Origin of the sequence: Alistipes senegalensis JC50 (assembly GCF_025145645.1) — a bacterium.
Classification (GTDB): domain Bacteria; phylum Bacteroidota; class Bacteroidia; order Bacteroidales; family Rikenellaceae; genus Alistipes; species Alistipes senegalensis.
This window is the reverse complement of record NZ_CP102252.1, coordinates 2,281,650-2,301,938: the sequence shown is the minus strand read 5'-3', so window position 1 is coordinate 2,301,938 and position 20,289 is coordinate 2,281,650. Positions and strand designations below refer to the sequence as shown.

16 protein-coding genes are annotated in these 20,289 nt (G+C 50.9%); 11 read left to right on the top strand and 5 right to left on the bottom strand.

Annotation, left to right across the window (positions count from 1 at the left end; translation table 11 throughout):
- From NQ519_RS08960 to NQ519_RS08940, 5 genes are all read right to left on the bottom strand, one after another.
- The gene (locus NQ519_RS08960) at positions 1-1,005 is read right to left on the bottom strand and encodes a DUF6528 family protein (protein ID WP_019151489.1); all 1,005 of its coding nucleotides are present in this window, start codon (positions 1,003-1,005) and stop codon (positions 1-3) included.
- 27 nt (positions 1,006-1,032) lie between these two features.
- Positions 1,033-2,625, bottom strand: a complete 1,593-nt coding sequence (locus NQ519_RS08955) for a RagB/SusD family nutrient uptake outer membrane protein (RefSeq protein WP_019151490.1) — start codon at positions 2,623-2,625, stop codon at positions 1,033-1,035.
- Positions 2,626-2,642: 17 nt separating this feature from the next.
- Entirely contained in the window at positions 2,643-6,029 is a 3,387-nt protein-coding gene (locus NQ519_RS08950) for a TonB-dependent receptor (protein WP_019151491.1), read from the bottom strand.
- 141 nt (positions 6,030-6,170) lie between these two features.
- Positions 6,171-7,148, bottom strand: a complete 978-nt coding sequence (locus tag NQ519_RS08945) for a FecR family protein (RefSeq protein ID WP_019151492.1) — start codon at positions 7,146-7,148, stop codon at positions 6,171-6,173.
- Positions 7,149-7,232: 84 nt separating this feature from the next.
- Positions 7,233-7,817 carry an RNA polymerase sigma-70 factor gene (locus NQ519_RS08940; protein WP_019151493.1) on the bottom strand — a complete coding sequence of 195 codons (585 nt, stop codon included), beginning with the start codon at positions 7,815-7,817 and terminating at the stop codon, positions 7,233-7,235.
- 934 nt (positions 7,818-8,751) lie between these two features.
- On the opposite strand from NQ519_RS08940, the gene NQ519_RS08935 reads away from it, so the two are divergent.
- The 11 genes from NQ519_RS08935 (at position 8,752) to NQ519_RS08885 (ending at position 19,479) form a co-directional block, all read left to right on the top strand.
- The gene (locus NQ519_RS08935) at positions 8,752-10,026 is read left to right on the top strand and encodes a site-specific integrase (protein WP_019151494.1); all 1,275 of its coding nucleotides are present in this window, start codon (positions 8,752-8,754) and stop codon (positions 10,024-10,026) included.
- A gap of 40 nt (positions 10,027-10,066) precedes the next feature.
- On the top strand, positions 10,067-10,834 hold the full coding sequence (locus NQ519_RS08930) for a type IV toxin-antitoxin system AbiEi family antitoxin (RefSeq protein ID WP_026076686.1): 768 nt from the start codon (positions 10,067-10,069) through the stop codon (positions 10,832-10,834).
- Positions 10,827-11,735: a nucleotidyl transferase AbiEii/AbiGii toxin family protein gene (locus NQ519_RS08925; protein WP_019151496.1), complete on the top strand. Its 909-nt coding sequence runs from the start codon at positions 10,827-10,829 to the stop codon at positions 11,733-11,735. The genes NQ519_RS08930 and NQ519_RS08925 overlap by 8 nt, the downstream gene beginning before the upstream one ends.
- Before the next feature lie 592 nt (positions 11,736-12,327).
- Positions 12,328-12,666, top strand: a complete 339-nt coding sequence (locus tag NQ519_RS08920) for a helix-turn-helix transcriptional regulator (protein ID WP_019151498.1) — start codon at positions 12,328-12,330, stop codon at positions 12,664-12,666.
- A gap of 2 nt (positions 12,667-12,668) precedes the next feature.
- Positions 12,669-13,040 carry a DUF6291 domain-containing protein gene (locus NQ519_RS08915; protein WP_026076687.1) on the top strand — a complete coding sequence of 124 codons (372 nt, stop codon included), beginning with the start codon at positions 12,669-12,671 and terminating at the stop codon, positions 13,038-13,040.
- A gap of 25 nt (positions 13,041-13,065) precedes the next feature.
- Positions 13,066-14,010 (top strand): PriCT-2 domain-containing protein, encoded by a 945-nt coding sequence (locus NQ519_RS08910; RefSeq protein WP_147513229.1) that lies wholly within the window; start codon positions 13,066-13,068, stop codon positions 14,008-14,010.
- A 772-nt stretch (positions 14,011-14,782) separates the two neighbouring features.
- Positions 14,783-16,093 carry an MORN repeat-containing protein gene (locus NQ519_RS08905; protein WP_019151503.1) on the top strand — a complete coding sequence of 437 codons (1,311 nt, stop codon included), beginning with the start codon at positions 14,783-14,785 and terminating at the stop codon, positions 16,091-16,093.
- 9 nt (positions 16,094-16,102) lie between these two features.
- The gene (locus tag NQ519_RS08900; RefSeq protein ID WP_019151504.1) at positions 16,103-17,194 is read left to right on the top strand and encodes a hypothetical protein; all 1,092 of its coding nucleotides are present in this window, start codon (positions 16,103-16,105) and stop codon (positions 17,192-17,194) included.
- A gap of 441 nt (positions 17,195-17,635) precedes the next feature.
- Positions 17,636-18,175, top strand: coding sequence for a hypothetical protein (locus NQ519_RS08895; RefSeq protein WP_019151506.1), 540 nt, complete (start codon positions 17,636-17,638; stop codon positions 18,173-18,175).
- Positions 18,176-18,204: 29 nt separating this feature from the next.
- On the top strand, positions 18,205-18,747 hold the full coding sequence (locus NQ519_RS08890; RefSeq protein ID WP_019151507.1) for a hypothetical protein: 543 nt from the start codon (positions 18,205-18,207) through the stop codon (positions 18,745-18,747).
- A 339-nt stretch (positions 18,748-19,086) separates the two neighbouring features.
- Entirely contained in the window at positions 19,087-19,479 is a 393-nt protein-coding gene (locus tag NQ519_RS08885; RefSeq protein ID WP_019151508.1) for a hypothetical protein, read from the top strand.
- The last annotated feature ends 810 nt before the right edge of the window (positions 19,480-20,289 follow it).

The window sequence follows — 20,289 nt, the reverse complement described above, 5'->3', positions numbered from 1 at the left end:
TCAGATTTCAGGTCGGTGATTTTCGGGATAGCTGAACGTATTGGCAAGCATCCAGCGGCCCTTGTAGATCTGGGCGCCGTCGCGCTGGTAAACGCTGCGGCCGCCGGTGTCGATCAGCTTGTCCGACCAGTAGCTTTGCGTCGGATAAAGCAAGATCGTCTCGTAGTCGGCCGGGCCCGACGACACGCACTTGACGTTGACCGTCGCGCTGGCATTGAAACGGGCGAACTCCTTGGTGGAGACATTGAATTTCCAGATCGCATTGGGTGTGGTGAGCCAAAGCTGGTTGAGCCCGTGCACCGGGAAGAGGTCGTGAGCGTCCTTCTGCCCGTCGGGAAGCGGATAGGTCTCCTGCAACGCCAGCGCCGGCCTGCCGTCGGTCCGGATGTAGCGGTAAGCATGGAGCACATCGCCGGCCGTGGCCCACAGCAGTTCGTTCGTGCGGTCCCAGACGGCGTTATGGCCGAAATTCAGCGGATAGACCGCCGCAGGTTCGGAGGCGAACCGCTTCGTGAAATCGACCTCATAAAGGCGCAGCTTGTCGCCGTCGGCCGTGCCGTCGGTCGAGGAGGCCACGACGACATTGCCGTCGGGCAGCAGTTCGGCCGAATGGGGCTGGCCCTTCGGACAGGCGTAGAACATCACCCGTTTGTCCTCGATGCGGATGATCGCCACACCGCCCCGGGTCGCCGTGACGAGCAGATACTCGCAGTCATAGATCGGCTTGACCTCGTCGGGCAGCTCGAACCAAGCCTGCTCGGCGGCCGTCAGGTCCGAATCGGCGGGAGTCCACGACCAAAGCATTTCGCCGCTCGCACGATCGACGAGAGCGACACGGCTCGGGTTCTGTTCGACGAGTGCGATCACCTTATCGCCGGCCGATGCGGGCGGATCGAGCGGCGGCAGGGGAATGATCGGCCGGTCGTCGTCCTCGCAGGCCGCACATAACGCGACGGCCGCGCACACGCCGATAAAGAATTTCGAAAATCTGTGATTGTATGTCATGGTTGTACGTTTTTAGGAATTACTCGACTACCAGCCGGGATTGTTGGGCCGCAGCGTCGGGGCTATTTCGAGCTGGCTCGACGGCACGGGCCACCAGTAATCCCGTTCCTTGTTGAAATTGCGCGTACCGATCAGCGTGCCGTCGCTCTTGTAGATACTGAGGTTGTTCATCGCGTTCTCGGCTTCGCGCCAACGGCGCAGGTCGTTGTAATAGGTGCCCTCGCCCGCCAGCTCGATGCGGCGTTCATAGCGTATCTGACGGCGTATCTCGTCGGCATCGCCGCCCGGATAGGCCCATGCGGAGGAGGTGGTGAATCCCGCACGCTGGCGGATGGCCTTCACCGTCCGGTTCCAGATCTCCTCGGTCATCTCGCCCAGCTCGTTCTTGGCCTCGGCGTACATCAGCAGTATGTCGGCATAGCGCAGCAGCATGATGTTCGTCGGCGAGCAGTTCTCGCCCAGGTTCAGTTCCTGATCGCCCGGGACCTTTTCGGTGTACACCGTGTATTTCTTATAGATGAACCCGGTCTGCTTGTTGGTAAAGCGGACGTTGGTATTGTCCGTTTTCACGGTCTCGCCCATCCAGGTCGATCCGGGATAGACGATCGTCTGCGCAAATCGCGGATCGAGGTCGGCATACTCTTCGGAATCGGCATAGGCGGACTCTTCGCGGGGCTTGCCGTCCTTCATCCAATAGCTGTCGATGAAATTCCGGAGCGGGGCCGCGCTGTTGTACTGGCGCATCACGATGTCCGTGCTGTGTCCCAGCCCGAGGGGATTGGCGACGGCCTCGACGTTGAAAATCGACTCCGAAGAATGCTCGGCCGCCTCGGTGAAAAGTTTCGCATAGCCGTCCTGATAAAGCGAATAGACGCCCAGTTCCATGACTTTCCACGCGGCATCGGCGGCCTCCTCCCAGGGCTTCGTCTCGTGCCCGGGATTGCACAGGGCGCTGGCCTCGAAATTGAGCACCCGGGCGCGAAGCGCCAATGCGGCGCCTGCGGTGGGACGTCCCTGATCGCTCTTGGCCGTATACGTGCGGGGCAGAATCTTCGCAATGTCCCCCAGTTCATCGACGATGAAGCGGATCATCTCCGCCCGGTCGGTGCGCGTGCGTCCGACCTGCGAGATGTCGGGAGAATCGACGATCAGCGGCGCCTTGTAGTAATAGGTCGTCAGCACCGAATAGTAAAGGGCGCGGAGGAAACGCGCCTGCGCCTTCATCTGGGTGACGGCTTCGGCCGAAAGCTCCTTGTTGAGGCCGATATGCTGAAGCAACATGTTGCAACGGCCTATGCCGGTGTAGGCATCCTTCCAGCGGCCGGCAAAGATGCTTCCGTCGGCCGTGTGGCTGCCCTTGGCGAGATCGTTCCAGTTGAGCGTATTGGCATAGTTGTAGGCGTTGGGCGTCGCGCACTCCTCCATGACGATGGCCATCCCGCCGAACATGCTGCCGTTGCGCAGCGGGAGATAACAGCCCGTCAGTCCGCTCTCCGCGTTTTTGGCGCTGTACCAGAAGGTCTTGTCGCTGTAAGCGCCCGTCGGCTCGAAGTCCATCGAACACGAGACGGCCGCAGCGGACAGCAGCAGGCTCAGCCCGAAGTATATGATCTTTTTCATTTTCCAGCTTTTTGTCGTTAGAAACTCAGGTTCAGACCGATCGAAACGGTCTTCAGATTGGGGTATTCGTAGAGGTCCGTGCGGGTGGTGGTGATCTCCGGGTCCCAAAGATCGAAATCGGAGATCGTCCAAAGGTTCTGGCCGCTGACATAGATCTGCAACGCCTCGATCCGCAGCGGCCTCAGCAGCCGTTTGGGGAAGTCGTAGGTCAGCTGGATGTTCTTCATCCGCAGGTTGGAGGCGTTGCGGAGCCATTTGGTCGAGGGGATGAAGTTCTCCGGAGCGTCGGTGTAGGTGGTCAGCAGCGGCAGTTTCGAATGGCGGTTGCTCTCGGTCCACGAATCGGTGGCCCAGTCCCGGGTCACGCCGGCGCCGTTGTTGAACGGCACCGCGAGATTCGCCCTCGGATAGGTATACACCTCGCCCACGCCCTGAAACTGCGCTTCGAGCGAAAGCCCCTTCCAACCCATGTGCACGCCGAACGAATAGGTCACCTCGGGGATGGTGTTGCCGACGACGATCTTGTCCTTGTCGTCGATCACGTCGTCGTCGCAATTATTCTTGTACTTGAGATACCCCGGCCGGAGTTTCGTACGGTCGCCGTAAACGACCGCCGCATTGTCGATCTCCTCCTGCGACTGGTAGTAACCGTCGGCCTCATAGACATAGAACGAGCGGATCGGATAGCCCTCGCGGGTGATGAGCGTATTGCTGTTGGCCAGAATCTGCCCGCCGTCGAGCGACTTCACGCGGTTGCGGACGAAACTCACCGAACCGTTCACCCCGTAAGAAAAGTTCTTGACCCGGTCGCGCCAGGCGCCCGAAAGCTCGAAACCCTTGTTGAGCACCGTGCCGACATTGCTCTTGGGACCGCTGAGGCCGCCGACGTGCGACGGGATCGTGCGGGTCATGATGATGTCGAAGGTCTCCTTGTGGAAATAGTCCGCGTCGAGAGTCAGCCGGCTGTTGAAGGCCGCGAAATCCAGACCCACGTTGTACGAACGGGTCTTCTCCCACCCCAGCATGCGGTCGGTGAGCTGCGTCACGGCGAATCCGGCCGCGGGAGTTCCCCCGAACGAATAGTTCTGGTCGATGGCGTCGTAGGTCATCTGATAGCTGTACGGACTCACGGACTCGCTGCCCATCACGCCGTAGGAGGCGCGCAGTTTGAGCAGGTCGATCTGCTTCACCGCGAAGAATTTCTCCCGGCTGAGGTTCCACGCCACCATGACCGACGGGAACATGTGCCAGCGGTTGTCCCGCGAAAGGTTGCTCGAACCGTCATAGCGGAGCGTGCCCTCGATCATGTAGCGGTCGTCGTAGGTGTAGGCCAGACGCCCGTAGACCGAGATCATGCGCTTCATCCACGAACTGCCGGTAGCCTGTGCGTTGGTCTGGTTCGTGAGCGCCTCGAATTCGGTCAGCGTATTGTCGTTGAACCCGTAGTTGTAGGCTTGGAAATTCCGGCTGTCGTTGTGCTGCCAGTCCTGTCCCAGCATGACATGGATGTTGTGACGGTCGTAATCGTTCTCCCAGACGAGGCGGTGGGAGACGGTGTACTGCGCAGCGACGGCATCCCAGTCCTTCAAGCGCGGGGCCGCCGAATTGAACTTCTTCGTATCGCCCGTCTTGGGATTGACCGTGTACATCTGCGGAATGAAGTTCTTGCTGTAATGGTCCGTCTTGCGGAATCCGACCGTCACATAATATTTCAGATGCGGGGCCAGCCGCAGGTCGGCATTGATCGTGGCGAGCAGCTCCTGGTAATTCCGGTAGACAAAGCCCTGCTCGACCTCCATGCGCGGATTCTCGATGTTGTTGCGTCCCGGAGTGAAGAGCCACGTCGAACCGTAAAGGCCGTTGCGGTGGTAGTCCGAGAAGATCGGCAGACCGCGCATGATGGTATTCAGCACGGTCCCCGTCGAATACCCCACCTCGTCGAAGGTCCGCAGGTTGCCCTGGAACGTTCCGCTGACGTTGAGCGCGTCGCACACCCGCGCGTTGAGCTTCAGGTCGAAAGCATAACGCTGGGCGTCGTCGTTGTCGATGAGGACACCCTTCTGATCGGTGTAGCCGAAGCCCATCGAATAGGTCACGGCGTCGGTGCCGCCCGAAAGGCGCACGCTGTGCTGCTGCACGTAGCCGTCTTCGAGGCAGATGTCGAACCAGTCCGACGCGGGATAGACCGACCGGTCCGTCTTCATGCCCTCCATATATTCGAGTATCTGGCCGTTGCTGTACGACACGGCGCCGGGACTGATGCCGGAATTAATCTCGGCCAGATTGCGCAGCCGCATGTAGAGGATCGGATCGGTGACCACGTCCGGAAGATAGGTGGCCCGCTGCACGCCGTACTTGCCCTTGTACTCGATGCGGGGACGCCCTTTGGAACCCTTCTTCGAGGTCACAAGGATCACGCCGTTGGCCGCTTTCAGGCCGTAGATGGCGGCCGACACGTCTTTCAGCACCGAGATCGACTCGATGGTCGAAGGGTCTATCTCCGAGAAGTCGTATTCCACGCCGTCCAGCAGCACCAGCGGTGCGCCGCCCGTGGAGTTCAGCGAGTTGACGCCTCGGATCGAGATCGTGGCGTTGTCGCGGCCAGGCTGCGAACCGCCCTGGTTGACCCAGATACCCGGCGTGTTGTAGAGCATCTGCGTAGAATTGGTGATGGGCTGGTTCTCCTTGCGCTTGATGTCCACGGAGGCCACCGATCCGGTGAGCGAGAGCTTTTTCACGGTACGATACCCCACGACGACCAGCTCCTCCAGTTCGGTGGACTGGTCTTTCATCACCACGTCGATCTGCGAACGGTTGTTGACAGCCTCCGTGACACTCCCGTAACCGATATAGCGGAACGTGAGCGTCGCATCGGGAGCGACCATCAGCGAATAGGAACCGTCGGAACCGGTGGCCGTGCCGTCCGTGCCGCCCACGATGACGGTCACGCCGACAAGCGGCTGTCCCTGCCCGTCGCGGACGGTTCCGGTCAGGCGGTATTTCCCGGGAGCCGCCGGGGATTCGGGCCCGGGGCCGGCCTTGCGGCTCAGAAAGATCCGGTTGGAACCCTGCATCCGGTAGTCGATGCCGGTGCCGGCGAGAATCCGGCCGAGAACGTCCTTGACGTCTCCTTCGAGTCGCCCGGCAGCGTTCGAGCGCGTTTTGACCAATTCGAGCGCATACGAAAATTCAATGCCGGTTTGTTTCGAGATTTGCGGCAGGATGTCGGCGAGCGTCTGCTTTTTCGCCGTGACGTTCACGACGATCCGCTGAGCCGACGCCGGGAGGATCACAAGCAGGAGCAGCGCCGCCGCCAGCACTGTCCGCAGCCTCCCGACACCGTTTCGAACAGGCAACAGCGTACCCGCCGCGCCCTTGCGGGCGACGTTCGGAATGTAATTCATATAGTGAGATTTTAAGGTTTAAGATTGGATTTCGGATGAGACGGTCGGGATCTCTCCCGCGGTACAAGTCAGGCTGTCGTCATAGGCATTTCCGTTTGGGTTTCTTCAAAAATTATCATCGGTCGCGCGATTTCTTCCGGGTCAGCGTTTGCGTTTGATCAGGACGCGCCGGTCCTGAACGGTGTATTCGATCGGTACGATCAGATTCAGTATATCGAGCATCTGTCCGAGCGGTTCGTTGTTGCCCACGACCAGGCGGTAGGCCGTATCGTCGAACGACGAGGGGTCATAGATGACCGACACGTCGTAACGCTCCTCGATCAGGCCGACGATCTCGCTGAAAGAGATACATTCGTAGACCTTGTGGTTGTAGTGCCAGGCCGTGTATTTCCCCGTCTGCACCTCGCTGACCGACAGCAGACGCCGGCTCCGGGCGTCCACCACGGCCTGCTGTCCCGGGCGCAGCGTGGCCAGCTCCTCGCCCGAGGCGCTTTCGAGCGCGATGCGCCCCTTTTCGAGCGTCGCTTCGATCCGCTCGCCCGCCTTGACATTGAACGAAGTGCCCAGCACCCGGATATGTACACCCCGGGTCTCGACCACGAAAGGATGGACCGGATCGGACTTGACATCGAAAAAAGCCTCTCCGGAGAGTTTCACCCGGCGGCGGCGCGCGCCGAAATCCTCCCGGAACGAGAGCTCCCCGCCCCGGTTCAGATAAACCCGGGTGCCGTCGTCCAGCACGAAGTCGAGCACCTCGCCCGGAACCGTATTGGCGATCGTATGCCACTCGAAACGCTCCCGGTATCTGTCAATCCCGATCCCGGCCAGTACCGCCCCGAAAAGCAGCGCTGCGGCGACCGCCGTGCGGGCCAGATACTGCAACCGCCGGATACGCCGGCGCTGGTCCAACTGCTGGTTTATCCTGCGGACAGCCCCTTCGACCTCGGGGACCGAAGCATGTTTATAGGTGTTCTTCAAAGCCCAAAGCTGTTTGATCCGAAAGAACTCGTTCCGGTTCTCCTCGCTTCGCGCCATCCACTCCTCGACCATACTGCGGGTCTGTCCGTCACAGCGGCGGTCGAGATAATCGACAATTTTCTGAGGGCTGATCGTTTTCATCGTTGCCGTTTTACTGAATAAACAATCCAGAACCGGAATTTACGCAGCCGATCCTGGATTTATTTGAAAATCCGTTGAAAAAACTCAGATCATGGGAATCGATGCCAACATCAAAGCGAACAATTCTTCGGCGGAAATCCGGCCCCGCAGGAACTTCAGCGCCAAGTAAAGATGCCCTTCGACCGTGCGACGCGGCATCCCGAGCAGTTCGGCGATCTCGGCGTTCGACATGTCGTGCAAAAATGAGAGCCGGAAAACCTCCCGCCGCTTGTCCGGCAGCTCCTCGATGATGCCGAGCACCCGTTCGAGCAGCTCCTTGTTGCAGAGCGTACGGACTATATCGTCGTTATTGGCCCGGAGCCACTCGGCCTCGCTCTGCGCGAGCGCATCCAGCGAACCGCCTCCCGCGAAATTTTTGCTGCGCTTGAGGCTGTTCAGCATGCGGGAATGGCATGCCCGGAAAAGATAGGTCTGAATCCCGGATGAAAAAGTCAATCGGGAACGATGTTCCCAAACGTATAGAAAGACATCCTGCACGACATCGCGGGCAGCTTCGTCATCGAGCAGAATACAGGCATACCCCATCAGCCGGGGATAATACTCCTGTATCAGGCTGTCGAAAAGCTCCCGGTCTCCGGTCCCCAATGCATGTATCTTCGTTGCGTCCATTGTTGCGAAAAAGCGAGAATAAAGGTATGAAAAAAATGGGACCGGACAAACCGAAGCCGATGAAATTTCCATGACAGACACAAAAAGCAGAGCTTTCCGATGCAGAGGGAGGGGGGGGGCAATGCTCCACCAGCCACAGGATCGGATTCGGTTGACTTTACGGTCGATTCATCGCACTTAAACCGCCCTACCCGCGTTCTCAAAGCCCACAAACGAAAAAGGCTCAGCAATCATCAGATTACCAAGCCTTTCATCAGTCGGGGTGACTGGATTCGAACCAGCGACCACACGCCCCCCAGAATTAAATTTTACTTTTTCCAATAAATTTAACGAACTATATTCCAGCGGATTTTACATACTTTCAAAGAGTTGCAACTTACCATTATCGAGAGTTGTTGCGATTTCGCGTGTTCCACTTGTGTACCACGCGCCGTCTGCCCACTCAATCGCAAAAATACTTCGGAGCGATCTTTTCGGTCAGATGAATGGATTTATACTCTTCGCCATAGAATATATTTTCCTGAAAAAATATTCGATTCGAATTATGCAAATCGAATAATTATACCTTTTAACTGATTCCTGATAAACGAAGCTATGAGTAAATTGTTAAAAATATCGAGATTTTTGCAAAATCTCGATATTTTTATCTATACAAATGCGAATCCACTGTTTGTGACAACACAATGTACAGATTTATTATTAGGTCTATAATTAAAACCAAAAAATATTTGCAATCGCTTCATCGACATATTATTTTTGCCCCGTCTACGACAGATGGGCAATTTAGTAATCGCATCATACTCTGCAATTCTCGGGTAGGCGGTTAGTGCTTCGGCCGGATCTATCGAATCCAGCTTTGACAGTATCTTCATTCGCTTGTCGTATGACATTTCGATAACTATCAGCGAATCAAGAAGAAAAACTGTGCAAAGCTATGGCTTATTCCATCCGGTTTCTCCGTCGTCACGACAAAGCCGACCGCAACGGCCGTTATGCGGTCAGACTGTGTATCACCAAAAACAAGCGGCGCAAATATATCGCACTCGACCTCTATGCCGATCCCGCATATTGGGACGAGGCCGGCGAGCAATTCATCATCCTGCGCAACCTGAAAGGAGCCGAGCAAAAAGCCGAGAATAAACAACGCGAAGCCGACAATGCGCTGCTGGCGAAATACAAGGTCCGCGCCCGCGAGATCGTCGAACGTTTCGAGATCGAAGGCATCGACTGGACGCTGAATCAGTTCGAGGACGCCTTTCTGAACACCTCCAAACAGGGAAAGTTCAACGCCTATTTCACCGACCGTATCGCGGAACTGCACGCGACGGGGCATATCGGCAATTCCCAAACCTATAAGCAGAAGCAGGACATGTTGAGAAGCTATGACCGGAAGCTGGATCAACGGCTCTTTTCCGACATCGACCTGCGTTATGTCCGGGGATTCGATATGTTTCTTCAAAAGCGGGGCTGTTGCGGCAACACGCGTAAATTCTATTTCAAAGCGTTGCGGGCCATTCTGAACCGGGCCAATGCGGAGGGTGTCGGCTCGGCGGCGACCTATCCGTTCGGACGGGGCGGGTTCGAGGTCTCCAAACTCGAAGAGGCGACCGCCAAACGCTACCTGCCTGCCGCCGAGCTGTCGAAACTCAAAAGCAGCACGGCCAGCAATCCGCAATGCGAATACGCCCGCAAGCTGTTTCTATTCTCCTACTATTGTTACGGCATATCATTCATCGACATGGCGATGCTCACGACTGCCCATATCAAACAGATGGAGGACGGCGACTATATCGTCTACAAGCGGCAGAAGATCAAGCGGCAGAAAGGTGTCAAACCTATTTCGATCAAGATCACGCCCGCGATCCGGCAACTGATCGGGAGCCTGCAAGCGGCCTCGCCGACCGTGGACGATTTCCTGCTGCCGATCGTCACCCGCTCCGGCTATACGGGCGAGCGGCTCTACATGCACATTCGAACCCGTTACAGCAAATACCAGAAATACCTGCGCCTGCTCGCCGAGGAACTCGGAATCGATTTCCACCTGACGAGCTACGTTTCCCGCCATACGGCGGCCATGACCTTGCAGCGCAACCACATCCCGCGCGAGGTGATTTCACAGATGCTCGGCCATGCCGATCTGGAAACCACGAACATATACCTCGACAGCTTCGACAACGGAGTGATCAACGAGGCGGCGAAAGTTTTGTAATAAGCCAACAATAGTTTAATATTTTTTGTATATTTGTACTATGAGTACAACATCGCAAACAAAAATAAACCAACTATTACAGTCCCTCCCACCCGGAGCAGTCTATTTGTCGTCATGGATGAAACTCAAAAACATCTCCAACGACTTACAGCACCGCTACATAAAATCCGCTTGGCTGACTCCCATAGGCACAGGTGTAATGATCCGCACGGGCGATACGCCGACGTTATACGGAGCCATATACAGCCTCAATACGCAGACCGGCAAACACCTGACAATCGGAGCCATGTCGGCATTGGAGATACATGGCTATTCGCACTACCTTCCGATGGGCAGGCCGACCGTTTCGCTGTCTGCTCCGCAAAAAGAGTATTTACCGCTTTGGTTCAGAAAATACGACTGGGGCGTTACTCTCCGGCTGTTTACCACCGAAATATTCAACTCCAACACCGGAATCACTACCACCCGACAAGGGGTTTTCGATTTGCCGATCTCTACCCCGGAACGGGCGTTTATGGAGTGTCTGCACCTCGCTCCGCAATATTACGACATTACCGACCTCTATTATGTGATGGAAATGTTATCGATACTTCCGCCGAAGAATGTACAACGGCTGTTGGAGGAGTGTCGTTCCGTCAAAGTGAAGCGGCTGTTCCTCTTTATGGCCGAAAAGGCCCGTCATGCGTGGTTCGAGGCCCTCGACCTCGACAAAATAGACCTCGGCAGTGGCAAACGGGTAATCGCCAAAGGGGGCGTTTACGATAAGAAGTACCAAATCACTATTCCGGCAGAACTGAAAAATGATTAATCAAGAGTACAAAGAGCGCGTGCGGTTGTTGCTCCGCATTATCCCGATTATTTCGGCGGAAGAATGTTTTGCCGTTCACGGCGGCACGGCAATCAATCTGTTCGTGCAAAATTTACCGCGCTATTCGGTAGACATCGACCTGACCTATATTCCTGTCGAACCGCGGGAAGCAAGCCTCGCCCATATCAAAGAACGGCTGAAAGCGGTAAAGGCAAAAATCGAGGCCGCAATACCGGGCATTACGGTACGCGAAATTCCCAACAAACTGATCTGCACCCATAACGGGTATTTCGTCAAAGTCGAGGTAAACGACGTGAAGCGCGGCATCATCGCGCCGCCCGTCGAATTGCCCTTATGCGACCTCGCCCAAGAAGATTTCGGCGTATTCTGCAAAGCCCGCATCGTACCGCTGTCACAACTCTACGGCGGCAAGATCACGGCGGCACTCGACCGCCAGCACCCGCGCGACTTGTTCGACGCAAGCCTGATGCTCGATTATATCCAAGATTTCAGCGAAATCAAACGAGGCTTCATCTTCTGCCTGCTGGGAAGCGACCGCCCGATCTTGGAGTCGCTCAATCCCAATTTCAACGACCAACGCGACGCTCTGACCAACCAATTCGAGGGCATGTCCTCGACGCCGTTCACCTACGAGCAGTACGAAGCGACCCGCCGCCGACTGGTCGAGTATATCAACGACCATCTGACACCGACCGACAAAGCATTTTTACTCGGATTCGAGGACGGGACACCGGATTGGGACGCATCGGAATACCGGGATTTCCAGCATTATCCGTCGGTGCAATGGAAACTGCTTAATATACAGAAATTAAAGCTTCGCAACCAAAAGAAACACGATGATGGATTGAGGAAATTAAAAACGTTCTTTTTCGGTTCATAAATCTACGTTTGCCATGTATTCCCCGCCTATTAAATACAATGATTTCCTACAAAAATTCCCGACGGAAGCAAACGCTTTTCAATTTTATCAGAAGAGTTGTGGAATCTATTGTCCCTCATGTGGGGATAAACAGTTTTCTTATTTACGAGACGACAAGCCCTACATGGCTTACTGCAAAAAATGCCATAAGGAATTCTCGATATTGAAAGATACGATTTTCGTTCGAAAGGAGACAGACTTCAGATTTTGGCTCTACATCGGGTATCTGCATTACCGAATGCAAACAGATATGATAATCGATCGCCTCAACATAGCAGCCTTACAGCGGGACATGCAGGGAACCACCTACAAATCACTGTGTCGCATCAACCGCAAACTGGCACGCTGGTTCGATGAGACAGATGCTTCCGACAGAGACAATTTATTCGCATCGCTTCACAGAATATTATAGACCTGTTTTTTGTACTTATAGGGATATTTTCAATGACACTCCCCTGAAATCCTCGGATTTCAGGGGATTTTTTCATATGTAGTCCAACTAAGTATACATTATGATAGAAACAGACGAAAACCCATATAATTCAATAAAAACATGAACAAATTCACCGATGAAACCCCGATCGCAATGCTGACCGTGGGACAACTGAAAGAGATTCTCGGCATCGACCGAATCTTGGGTAACCTTACTGCGAATCAAGCTCCGACCGAGCAAGTAATGACCATCGAGGAGGTCGTGCGCCTGACCGGATACAGCAAGGCGACGATTTACAAATTTACGAGCGACCGAAAGATTCCGTTTCGCAAGCCGGAGCATGGCGGACGGCGGCTCTACTTTCAGCGTGAGGAGATTCTCGACTGGTTGCAGAGCGAATCACACCCAACGATCGAACAGGAAAACATCCAAAGAATAAACCAATTAAAAAAGCATTAATTATGAAAAACGAAAAACTGCCATCTAAACCTGCATTCGACCCAGAGGTTCCGCCCCGTGAAGGGTTCATCTTCTACCGCACTTTTTACGAAGCGTTGGCCTCGATGAAGAACAGGACAAGATTACGCCTCTATGACGCAATCATGAAATACGCCCTCTATGGCGAGAAACCGACGGATCTCAACGGGGAGCAGATGCGAACCTTCATACTGATCCGTCCCCAGCTGGATGCCAACGAACGGAAACGGCAAGCAAAGTACAAAAAGAAGGCAATCAAAAAGAATAACGACGAAGAACTCAACAAATTTTTCACAAAAACCGAAGACGAAGAAAATGACAATCTACGAATACTCAACGATATACAATATGAATAGGTCGCTCCTAAAAGATAATTCTAACATGAAAGAAAACGAATATGACAATGGGTACATAGAAAGGCAAACAGTCAGTTCGAATCCCCCGGAACTTCCTCAGATCAGGGTCTCCGTGTTCGAGAACTACTTCGCACAGAAACCACTCGGCGATGTTGACCTGATAAAGTGGTGTAAGACTGCCAAATTCAAGGAGCAGGTTATCGCGTTCCGCACGACCTCCGACGAGAAGGTTCGCCAACGAATTAAACGCAACCTGCCGTGCATCACTCCCAGCGGGATATTCAAGACTCGGAGCCGTGACGGGCTGGTTCAGCACACCGGGTTCATATGCATCGACATCGACCACAAGGACAACGGCGTATTCGGGCCGGAGTGGTTCGAGAAGAAGAAACTCGTCGCCAAGACCTTCGACAGCTTGTTGTGTGCAAGCATGTCGATCAGCGGGAATGGCCTGTGCCTGATTTTCCGCATCGCTCACCCGGACATGCACCTGGCACAATTCGACGCTCTGGTCCGGGAGATCTACGAGAAAACGGGACTCGTCGCCGACCAAGGATGTTGCGATGTCTGCCGCTTGCGGGGAGCCAGTTACGATGCCTACCCATACATCAATCCGCACGCGAAGCCTTATCGGGGCGTGCTGAAAGAAAGAACCGCAAGGGCCAAAGTCCGGACGGCCCGGGAAAAGGAGCTGCTCGATGAAAAGGTCTATAAATTAATAAAGAAAATCCGTGAAGAGAAAAAGGATATCACCGACGACTATCACGACTGGTATTGCATCGGATGCGCCTTGGCACACGAATACGGCAAGGAGGAGGGGCTGCGGTTATTTCATCTGGTCAGCATGCACTCCAAGAAGTATTACCCGACCGACTGCAACGAGCAGTTCGCCAAATGTCTGCGAAGCCGAAAAATCGGGATTGAGACCTTCCTATGGATTTGCAAAAAGCACGGGGTGACGTTCAAGTAGCCCACCGTCCCGCACGCGGAGCCGGAACCTTGTCGACAGGTTCCGGCTTCTTTTTATTATATCTGCATCCCTGCGTAGATAGTACCCAAAAGCATGTTTGGCGAAATTTGCACAACAAGGCCCCGATGGGTGTCGTCAATTGCGAAATATTTTTTACCTTTGTCTTGTCGTGCAAGCGGCGTATATTGGTGAAAGTGTTTCGATTTAACCTCGAATAGGAATCTGGAAAATTCAATTTGCTGAGGGTAAACGACGGCACTCATCACTTGTATTGGTATGCGAGATCATAATCCCCATACTATACAGGTGTGGGGTCTTGTGTCAGTTTATTTCAGCAAAGGTATTCCAGAACCTCTATTCGAATAAAACGGGCAGCTCCACACTTTCTTTTTGTAATCATGCCAAGTCGGAGCTGGGTGGCAACAATGTTTACTACCATGCCTAAAACTACCGTACACACGATCTTGCAAGAAATTGGCATTCGCGCATTACGCGAGTATATCTACAAGTACCTCCCTGCACCGGATTTCCACTCGCACGATTTCACAAGGAACTTCGAACGTCATTTTGCAACCCAGTATATTCAGATGCAGGGGCTATATGCACATAAGAGCACGATTGAAGAACGGAACAAAACAATATCTTCTGAAATCGGAAAATTCCTTAATCGGAATCGTGATTTGTTACAAATTGAGAAAGGCCCCAAACGCATATCTATCAATATGAATGGCAAAAAGTCTCCGGCTCGTATATGGCATAAAACTTCGCAATTATGAAACGTCTACTTTTACTTACAACCCTAATCGGCTTACTGCTCACCAGCCCTAACAGTTTCGCCCAATCATCCAAACCCAAACGCGCCACCATTAAATACGAGAATGGCGTCAAATATGTCGGAGAAATCCGGAAAGGCAGTCCCAAAAGGAAGACGAAACTTAAACATGGCAACGGCATTATGTATTTCGCCAATGGGGATCAACTCGACGGAGAATGGAGTAATGATCAATGCAAACGCGGAACCTATAAATTTTTCAGCGGAAATATTTTCGAGGGAGAAATTAGCGCAAGTTCCATTCAGGATGGAAAGATGATTTTTTCTTCCAATCACGGAATAATGACTTTTGCGCTTGAGGGTGTTATCAGATTGAACGATAAAACATGGACCTATCCAGCTAATTGTCATTTCACCGGAACAATCAAAGATAAAAAACCTTCTACTGGCATTTTTGATTGCACATTAACAACAGAAGATGGGGATCGTTTTACTGGAAGGCTATCCGACGGACACTTCGGGTATGGTAAAATCGAATACGCCAATGGCGACACATTCGAGGGAAATTTCATATCCGACGCCCCGTCAAGCGGCAAATATCGCTACGGAAGCATCACAGAAATAACAAGAGCAAATCACAAATGGGAAATTCCAGCCGGATGTGTTTTTGAGGGTAATATCGTCCCATTTACAGGAACAGTCAACATGGAAATTACCGACGCAGCCGGGGACAAGTTTATCGGGCGGCTCTATAACGGCGCACCGGACGAGGGAACAATGGTTTTTGCCGCCACCGGACATACCGAAACAGGGAAATGGAAAGACGGATTATCCCCTCGTGAATATCAGATTCAGCAGCGCGCCAAAGAACGAGCACGAGACTCAATTACTAAGGCGTTTGTGGCACAACAACGAATAAAAGATTCTCTGAAACTCGCAGATGAAAAGCAGAAACATCAGACTGAAGAACAAAAAAAGCAAGCATTTATCCGAAAATATGGTCAACGATACGGCTCGCTTATTTATCAAGGAAAACTCGAACTCGGCATGACCCAACAAATGTGTCAGGAGGTAATTGACATAAAATCATACGATATAGGAAAAAGCATGCGATCCGGGCATAGGGTTGAAACATGGACTTTCAATAAGGACAAACAAGACATGCAAGTCGCCGCAGCGATGACGCAACTTTCCGGCGAAGAAGCAATGGCTTTAGCCTTACTGATGGGATTTGCCGACAGCGTAGGTGCATCAACGCCCAAATACTCTATTTTAGTTTTCACCGACGGGAAATTGACAAGCCTTTATTAACCAAATATCATGAAACGAATAATCATCTCTCTGCTGTTTATAATAACGGTACTATGCGGATATTTTTATGAAAAACAAAAGACTATCGTTTATCAAAAGGAAGTGAACGAAGGACTCCAGCAGTACCTAAACGAACGCAACAACGATGAAGAACGTGCATCCTCGCACGTTCGGAAAGATGTGATTGACTACACAAATCAGAGACTTGAAAGGAGGGAAATTGCTCCGTCGCCATTAAAGCAGCTTAAGACTCAATTTATGCAACCGTTTAAGGGGCGTGCTTTTCAGGAATTGGTGGGCATGAGCGAATCCCTTAATAACATTTTATATTGTGACACATTAGATGTTGCACAAAGAGCAAGTATCCTATCACAAATAACAAATAAGCCTTATTCAGAAATGAATGCTTTAGTTTCGGAGGTAGTTCGTTGTATCTCGGAATGCTGTGATTCTCCATGCTTTGCCGCCATACAAGATTCTATTATCTATTCCTACACCGACGAAACTTTCGATGTATACTGGTATTACAAAGTTCAAGGACAAGATTCAGTCTTAATGTTCAATATGGCTGAATATAAAAAAGATTACCCGGAATTATATTTTCTCGAAGACCTTACAACCGATGCAAGCATGTTGGATTGGGAAGCTATGACAACTGCATTTGTAGCATCAGCACGGCAATCCTCCCAACTGGACAACTCAATATACAAAGCGACCTTTGAACAGATCTACGCAATGGGATTTATTGTCGGATTAAACGATGGAGATTGTACCGCACAACAATTTTTCAAGCATGCAAAACAAACGGCGGGTATGACACCCCAAGAAATTTTAACCGAGAACTACCAAAACGACCTTCCGGAAATGGACACTTTCGGTCTAATTAAACAAATACACGATCCTCAAGAATTTTATGATTTAATAACTGGCGATCAAAAGAATTTCGGATTCTATTTTATGCTGAAAGGATATGAAGCTGCAATCCGCGTGTTAGGATGTGATGACTTAATCCGAAAGAAATACAATAACAACCAACAAAGAATAGTTCAAAAATGCCGCGAATTATACTCCGCAGCGTATTCTTCGTCTTGTAAAGAATAAACTTAACGTACTGCATAATTACTAACTTGCATTATTATTGGGACTAATTGTATCTATAACTTTAGTATTAGGCCTCATATTTTATTGGGAAGGCCGCCGATTATATAAAGAGACTGAAGAACATTCGAAACTACAAAGAATTGCAATCAAGATAAAGTTGGGAGGCATAAGCTATCTCAAATCGCTCTTTATGCTTGCGTGCCTAATAGCACCCGCTGTTATTATGTACTTAATAGGAGATGCTATTAAAGACCTTTATGATTTTTCAAAAGATTTCAAGGAAAACCCCTCTTTAACGGACCTTATCGACTCAATCGATCATCTACTTCTCTCTATTGGGGCAGGGCTCGCCATCGGAATAGCCGTAACTGCTTTTTGTTTAGAATTGTTAATCATCTATCGCACCCGAAAATTGGAGAAAGACGAATAAATTAGCCTTCCATGGAAAAAACCACACCAACCTTTATACAGGAATATTTCGGTGAATACGGCATTATGGGATCAATCATCATCATTCTGTTGTTCATCATCGGATTTATGTACTTAAGACGGAAATATCCCAAAATGACTTTGACGAAAAAAGCCCCGGAAGAAACTCCTGCCGAAGAACCGGAACCAGAACCTCTTTTGATTCATTGCCCGGCTTGCGGCACTGAAGTTTCCCGCTATGCTCCAGCATGCCTTAAATGCGGACATCCGATATGCCCAACCGAATCGACACACAATGAAACTGTTATCAATGTTCAACCGGAGAAGAAAGAGGATCGAGGTTGTTTATGGACGTTATTGGGCTTAATTGTGCTGATAGTAGCCTCCGTGTTTTTTAATTTCATTGGTTATTTCATTGCACTCATTATTTTAGCTCTTTGCCGGGTATTCAGTGCAGGAGAGGCGATTTTCTTATTTATTGCAGGCTTGCTTCTCACATTATTGCTACCCATTCTCGGGATACTATCATTAGGCGCATTGTTTTTATCGTAAAGAAATCAACGAACCTTAAACAGACAATCATGAAAAAAATTATTTTACTCCTTATGGGGTTGGCAATGTGCCTCTTTGTAGAAGCGCAAGAAAAGGCAAAAACTACGAATGTGCAGGGGTATGCTCTGGCAATCGACAATGCGTTCTACTCGTTCAAAGAGAGTACGAAAGCATTTACAGATCAAAACTCTCGGAGGGGATTCGATATGCAGTTCTTCTTCACCCAAAAAGTAGGTTATCCTATTATGGGAATAGCCAACATTGCCGGAACGGGTATGCTTTTCACTGTCCGAAATACGAAGATCGCAAAGGAATATTCAGCAAATAGCACTGTCGTATTAGAATGTATTGGTTTGGACAATACAAGTCCGTTTAATATTATATTTGACTTCGGAGACAGCACCGAAGATTTCTGTTATCCATGGAGCTTCACGCTGAAAGCTCCTGATATGATGGTAACAGCAAGTTTCCGAGACAAAGACGGAATAAAACTGGTTTCAGAAGACACTGACTACAAAGAAGTATTTAAGGTATTGCAAGCCAAGTACAAAGAACATTACAATATTAAATAATCTTGCATATTTTATCATAATTTTCTCCTTCGTATATAATTCCGGTCGCGGATAAAGCACATAGTTGTAAGTTGTTATCCACATCTTTTTCCGAATCTTTATCCCGACCATTCTTAGTTGTCCCGACCTGCCGCAACCCGGCAGGTCGCTTTGTTAAATCCCGACAGAAGATACTGCGATGCGATTACGGCTCATGTAGTCAGGAACTCGATAAAATTCATTAACCACCTATTTCAAGCCAGTGTATAGGGCTTAAATAAGCAAACCGCAATGAGTACATATCGGCTGAAACGGCCTGCGTATTCACAACCGGAATGTATCACCCAAAAACAAAATCACATGAAAACCAAAGAAGAAATCAGGCACTATCTCGACACCCAATTCAGCCCGTCGGAAGACGACATGGTGCAAATCGTCCGGAACGATTTAGACCGCATTTTGAATAGCGCGGCATCTTGCGCCCTAATTACGGTCGAGGGCGCAATACCCGTCTTGGCGGAGCGACTCAGCACCGAATTGAAAGCCCTACACATCGGAGCCGACCTCGACGTGATTGTAAAAGTAAGCTATCATCCCGCATCGGAAATTAGTTTCGACGACCTATGCAGCCTTTTAACCGTCATCCATGAATTTGCCCCGCAGGTAAATATCGTCTGGGGTTGCGGTACGGATGCAAAACTGGCGGAAACCGACTATTCGATTCTGTTGCTGATCGGGACATCGGCAGAGTAAATTTGCAAGACCTGCCAAAAACATATTGGCAGGTCGTTTTGTTTCGTCGGAACAGAAGATACTGCGACGCGATTACAGCTCATATAGCCGCGAACCCGATAAAATTCATTATCCGCCTGTTTGGGGCGACTGTATAGGCCCAAATACAGCAACCGCCCAACAACCAAATACTTAACGACTGAGATTGAAATTTTCGGATAGCGACAATTTATGTACCACTTGTGTACCACCGCCATTTTTCGGACTATATACCACAAAAGAAAAATCCTCGATATTCGATTGAATATCAAGGATTTTTCATCAGTCGGGGTGACTGGATTCGAACCAGCGACCACACGCCCCCCAGACGTTCCTCAAAATAAATAAATTGCTATTATACAGCAATTTACAAAGACGACCGTTCTGCGGTTTACACGTTGGTTTACACGGCTATATAAGCCGTGATTAGTTAATAAATAGGTTAATCTATTGAAAATATTATAGATACAAATTAAAAACAACACTAAAATAAGGAAAAAACGCGCGAGAAAATTTTCCCCTCCTCCCTGCTCTCTCCTTTTAAGAATGTTGTGTTGCTTTTGTTTCTATATGAACTGCTCTAAATATTTCTCGTTGAACCCAGTTAGCGGGAATTTGAAAGAACTCTGTTTTCCCTCCGTCGATGTGTAGCCGAATACGACCGTATCGCTCTTAATATGGGCTTCTAAAAGATTGAGTTTGCAGTTGGACTTGGGAATATCTACCATGTTAGGTAATATAATGGCGAGACAACCCTCCTCTACGGCTTTTGGATTTAGCAGATAGGAGAAT

Coding starts and splice junctions, on each gene's coding strand:
- NQ519_RS08960 (WP_019151489.1), bottom strand. CDS start 1,005: ATGACATACAATCACAGATTTTCGAAATTCTTTATCGGCGTGTGCGCG.
- NQ519_RS08955 (WP_019151490.1), bottom strand. CDS start 2,625: ATGAAAAAGATCATATACTTCGGGCTGAGCCTGCTGCTGTCCGCTGCG.
- NQ519_RS08950 (WP_019151491.1), bottom strand. CDS start 6,029: ATGAATTACATTCCGAACGTCGCCCGCAAGGGCGCGGCGGGTACGCTG.
- NQ519_RS08945 (WP_019151492.1), bottom strand. CDS start 7,148: ATGAAAACGATCAGCCCTCAGAAAATTGTCGATTATCTCGACCGCCGC.
- NQ519_RS08940 (WP_019151493.1), bottom strand. CDS start 7,817: ATGGACGCAACGAAGATACATGCATTGGGGACCGGAGACCGGGAGCTT.
- NQ519_RS08935 (WP_019151494.1), top strand. CDS start 8,752: ATGGCTTATTCCATCCGGTTTCTCCGTCGTCACGACAAAGCCGACCGC.
- NQ519_RS08930 (WP_026076686.1), top strand. CDS start 10,067: ATGAGTACAACATCGCAAACAAAAATAAACCAACTATTACAGTCCCTC.
- NQ519_RS08925 (WP_019151496.1), top strand. CDS start 10,827: ATGATTAATCAAGAGTACAAAGAGCGCGTGCGGTTGTTGCTCCGCATT.
- NQ519_RS08920 (WP_019151498.1), top strand. CDS start 12,328: ATGAACAAATTCACCGATGAAACCCCGATCGCAATGCTGACCGTGGGA.
- NQ519_RS08915 (WP_026076687.1), top strand. CDS start 12,669: ATGAAAAACGAAAAACTGCCATCTAAACCTGCATTCGACCCAGAGGTT.
- NQ519_RS08910 (WP_147513229.1), top strand. CDS start 13,066: ATGAAAGAAAACGAATATGACAATGGGTACATAGAAAGGCAAACAGTC.
- NQ519_RS08905 (WP_019151503.1), top strand. CDS start 14,783: ATGAAACGTCTACTTTTACTTACAACCCTAATCGGCTTACTGCTCACC.
- NQ519_RS08900 (WP_019151504.1), top strand. CDS start 16,103: ATGAAACGAATAATCATCTCTCTGCTGTTTATAATAACGGTACTATGC.
- NQ519_RS08895 (WP_019151506.1), top strand. CDS start 17,636: ATGGAAAAAACCACACCAACCTTTATACAGGAATATTTCGGTGAATAC.
- NQ519_RS08890 (WP_019151507.1), top strand. CDS start 18,205: ATGAAAAAAATTATTTTACTCCTTATGGGGTTGGCAATGTGCCTCTTT.
- NQ519_RS08885 (WP_019151508.1), top strand. CDS start 19,087: ATGAAAACCAAAGAAGAAATCAGGCACTATCTCGACACCCAATTCAGC.